We start from the raw sequence: 662 nt of genomic DNA, 5'->3' as shown, positions 1-662 counted from the left end.
ATTGGATCAAGAACCGGTGCATTTGGTGCTGTGGTATCGATAGTCACCACTGCACCTGTTGTACCCACATTACCTGCAGGGTCGGTCGCTGTCACAGTTACCGTATGTGGTCCATCGGTCAACACTGGAAGCGTATTGTCTGCAAGCGTCCAGGTACCGTTGCCGTTATTGACTGCTGGATAGTTCACACCATCTACAGTCACCACCACAGTCGCACTCGGATCATTCACTGTACCGGTCAACGCAGGTGTACTGTCATTCGTCAACACATCATCTAGCGCAACCACAGGTGCCGTAATGTCTGCAGAGACTGTACCTGAACCTGGCAATGAGGTATTGCCTGCAGGGTCAGTTGCTGTCGCAGTTACTGTTTGACCATCAGTCAAGTCACCTGGGTTTGGCACTGTCCATTTACCATCAGGACCTGCAACGACTGTTGCTGTTGTGCCATCAGGGAAGCTCACAGTCACGGTTGATCCCGCTTCTGCTGTACCTGTCACTGGATCAGTCGCATTAATTGGATCAAGAACCGGTGCACTTGGTGCTGTGGTATCGATAGTCACCACTGCACCTGTTGTACCCACATTACCTGCAGGGTCGGTCGCTGTCACAGTTACCGTATGTGGTCCATCGGTCAACACTGGAAGCGTATTGTCTGCAAG

Annotated in this window: 1 protein-coding gene; it reads right to left on the bottom strand. The window is 51.8% G+C overall.

Going from position 1 to position 662, the window contains the following annotated elements:
* The coding region (locus RMA95_RS00435) for an Ig-like domain-containing protein (protein WP_409187554.1) at positions 1-662 on the bottom strand (662 nt) is incomplete at both ends.

It is taken from the genome of Acinetobacter sp. V110_1, assembly GCF_031798975.1.
Classification (GTDB): domain Bacteria; phylum Pseudomonadota; class Gammaproteobacteria; order Pseudomonadales; family Moraxellaceae; genus Acinetobacter; species Acinetobacter nosocomialis_A.
This window is presented reverse-complemented; position numbering and strand designations above follow the sequence as displayed.